This window comes from Pseudomonas sp. 300 (genome assembly GCF_055803035.1).
The window spans coordinates 433,805-437,054 of sequence record NZ_JAVLRV010000002.1 but is presented as its reverse complement, the minus strand read 5'-3'; the positions used below and the strand labels follow the sequence as shown (position 1 = coordinate 437,054).

Annotated in this window: 5 protein-coding genes; 3 read left to right on the top strand and 2 right to left on the bottom strand. The window is 59.9% G+C overall.

All coding sequences use genetic code 11. The features are described 5' to 3' along the window. The first annotated feature begins 22 nt into the window (after positions 1 to 22). Entirely contained in the window at positions 23 to 340 is a 318-nt protein-coding gene (locus tag Q7W83_RS08160; RefSeq protein WP_150631552.1) for an isochorismate lyase, read from the top strand. A 308-nt stretch (positions 341 to 648) separates the two neighbouring features. Here the strand turns inward: Q7W83_RS08160 and Q7W83_RS08155 are convergent, their stop codons facing one another. Then, positions 649 to 1,338 (bottom strand): winged helix-turn-helix transcriptional regulator, encoded by a 690-nt coding sequence (locus tag Q7W83_RS08155; protein WP_150631561.1) that lies wholly within the window; start codon positions 1,336 to 1,338, stop codon positions 649 to 651. A gap of 103 nt (positions 1,339 to 1,441) precedes the next feature. Here Q7W83_RS08155 and Q7W83_RS08150 point away from each other — a divergent pair, with 103 nt between their 5' ends. Beyond that, the gene (locus Q7W83_RS08150) at positions 1,442 to 2,383 is read left to right on the top strand and encodes a carbon-nitrogen hydrolase family protein (RefSeq protein WP_150631551.1); all 942 of its coding nucleotides are present in this window, start codon (positions 1,442 to 1,444) and stop codon (positions 2,381 to 2,383) included. 29 nt (positions 2,384 to 2,412) lie between these two features. Beyond that, on the top strand, positions 2,413 to 2,847 hold the full coding sequence (locus Q7W83_RS08145) for a GFA family protein (protein WP_150631550.1): 435 nt from the start codon (positions 2,413 to 2,415) through the stop codon (positions 2,845 to 2,847). A gap of 81 nt (positions 2,848 to 2,928) precedes the next feature. Here Q7W83_RS08145 and Q7W83_RS08140 read toward each other — a convergent pair. Then, a partial coding sequence (locus Q7W83_RS08140; protein WP_473655888.1) for a hypothetical protein occupies positions 2,929 to 3,250 on the bottom strand: 322 nt, incomplete at its 5' end.

Here is a 3,250-nt window from a genome sequence, read left to right as displayed (position 1 = left end):
CTTAGCAAAAGGAGCTTTCTACATGGACGTCATAAATCAGATTCAGCCCGCAAATTGCGCAGGTATGGAGGACATCCGGCGCGAGATTGATGCCCTGGATCAGGCCGTTATCACGTTGTTAGGAAGACGATTCCAATACGTACTCGCGGCTTCGAAGTTCAAGACCTCTGCGGCCTCGGTACAGGCTTCGCAGCGATTCGCTTCCATGCTGGTGACACGTCGCGATTGGGCCACGGAAGCAGGCTTGAGCCCGGATGCAATCGAAAAAATGTTCCGCGACCTGGTAACCCACTTCATCGCCGAAGAAATGAGACATTGGACAGCTCAACAGTCTGAGTGAATGGCATTGATCTCCACGCGCGGAAGAACAAACAACAAGCGTGTCCGCCAGCTCCGAACCAAATCGAGCCACCAGTTTGTTGCGATGAGTCCGCGCCATGACAAATTCCAGATCAGCCCACTGCAACAACGCCAGGCTGACTGGAACATGCGCATCATTGCTGATCCCCGCCGACGCAGTTTCCACAGCCGGCCAAGCAGCAAAATGTTGGTCAGCCGTGGGGCTTTGCAGTCGGTTCTGGCTACATGAAAAGTACCTTCAACATCGTGTGACTCCAAACAGTCAACGTGATTCGGGCCCCGGGGAGATTACCGAGTCACCGATGCACTCCGAGTGCCCGCAAACGCACTCGTGCCAAGCCAGCGCCATAAGCTTTGCGCATCCTTCACCGCGCCATACACACACAACTCCCGAGACTGAAGCACCTCACGCGGTGTGCGGTCACCCACCCACACTTCGGTCAATGCTCGCACGCTGGAGTCCACGATCAGGGTCAGTTCGCGTCCGGGGTCGTCGCGGCACAGGTCTGCCACACCCTCCTCGACCACGAGCCACCACGCTTGTTCGCCGGGGCGAGCGTCGCGGAATTTGAAGTGGATGACCACCGGTCGGGGCGGGAACGTTTCGATGCGCACGAACCGACGCACATCCCACATGAGAAGGCCTGCGTCGAGTTCGTCATCGCGCAGACGACTGCCGATCCAGCGCGCCCCCCAATGACCCAGTGCCATGATGATGGGGCGCAGTTCCTCGCCCGCTGCGGTCAGACTGTACTCCCAGACTTTGCCTGTGGCCGTGCGGCGTACGACGCCCATTTCTTCCAGATGGCGCAGCCGCTGTGCCAAAAGGCTGGTGGACATTCGGGGGACGCCCCGGTGCAGTTCGTTGAAGCGTTTACTACCGCACAACAGCTCGCGCACGACCAATGGTGTCCAGCGCTCGCACAGGGCTTCGGCACCGCGTGCGACTGTACAGAACTGACCGTAGCTTTCATCCATCGCCTGGGCTCCGCAATTGAAACGCTTCAGATTTTGAACTAGCCCCGCCACTTCGCCCCGCGCACGCTGAAACCTCGAAAGCCATCCGTCAAAGGAGAACGCCATGACCAAGGTAGCCATTATTCAGCGCCCGCCCGTGTTGCTCGATCGCGGCGCGACGATCGTCCGGGCCGTGCAAGCGGTCGCCGAGGCTGCGGTGGCGGGAGCCTCGCTGATCGTTTTGCCCGAATCGTTCGTTCCAGGTTACCCGTCGTGGATCTGGCGGCTGGCGGCGGGAAAAGACGGCGCTGTAGTGGGCCAGTTGCACACCCGGCTGCTGGCCAATGCGGTCGATATCGCGAACGGTGACCTGAGCGAATTGTGCGAGGCCGCCAGGGTTCATGCCGTAACGATCGTGTGTGGCATCAATGAATGCGACCGGCAAACGGGTGGCGGCACACTCTATAACAGCGTAGTCGTTATCGGCACGGACGGCGCACTCCTCAACCGACACCGCAAGCTGATGCCCACGAACCCCGAGCGCATGGTGCATGGCTTCGGTGATGCCTCCGGGTTGCGTACAGTCGATACATCGGTCGGCCGCGTGGGTACGCTCATTTGCTGGGAAAACTACATGCCGCTGGCCCGCTATTCACTGTACGCGCAAGGGGTGGAAATCTACGTCGCGCCCACGTATGACACGGGCGATGGCTGGATCAGCACGATGCGTCACATTGCGCTAGAAGGCCGCTGTTGGGTGCTCGGCAGCGGCACCGTGCTGCGCGGCAGTGACGTCCCTGACGACTTCCCGGCGCGTACGCAACTGTTTCCCGACCAGGATGAATGGATCAACGACGGCGACTCGGTGGTGGTCAATCCGCAAGGCCGGATCGTGGCCGGTCCATTGCACCGGGAGACCGGCATTTTGTATGCGGACATCGACATCACACTGGTAGCGCCGGCGCGACGGGCGCTCGACGTTACTGGACATTACGCGCGCCCTGACATTTTCGAATTGCAGGTGCGGCGCACGCCGGCGACAGCGGTGCGCTACATTGACGAGTGAAGGCTAACCAGCGATCAAGGAGCAACGCCATGAACATTGAACGGTCTTACAAGGGCAGTTGTTTTTGCGGCGCGGTCGAACTCACCGTCAGCGGCGAGCCGGTCGGGATGGGCTATTGCCATTGCGAGTCGTGCCGGCATTGGTCAGCCGGACCGGTCAATGCCTTCACGCTGTGGAAACCCGAGGCGGTGCAAGTGACTCGGGGGGCTGACAACATCGGCACCTACAACAAGACACCGCAGAGTTACCGTAAGTGGTGCAAGACGTGCGGCGGGCACCTCTTCACCGAACACCCCGGGATGGGGCTGATCGATGTGTATGCCGCGATCATCCCGGATCTCGCATATTCGCCAGGCCTTCACGTGCACTATCAGGAGAGCGTGCTGCGTATCAAGGATGGTTTGCCGAAGCTGAAGGATGTCCCCAACGAACTGGGAGGATCGGGGATCAGCATGGACGAATAGCGCTGACACCGGTGTCAATGAAAACGGGCGCCTTGTCGGGCGCCCGTTTTGTTCAGGGTTGCGTGCTGGGAGTAACGCTGATCAGTGCGATTTCTTTGAAACCGACGTTCCGGCTTTACTCAACCCTTTCGTGTTGTGGTCCCCTGGCGTCGAGGTCGAGATTGCAGTGGCTTTGGTCACGCCGCGCGTATCTTTGGAATTGGCGATGCCCGAAGTCGTGACCCCATGACCGCGCTCACCATTGCGATCATTGCCGTAGTGGTTTCCGCTTTCGCCACGGTCACGAACAGACTTGCCGGCATGATCGCTGCTCAGCCCATTACCACGGCCGTTACTGTTAGCGCTGCCGTGATCGGAACCGCTGTGACCACCACCTGTACCGCCGCCATGGCCACCGCCGTTT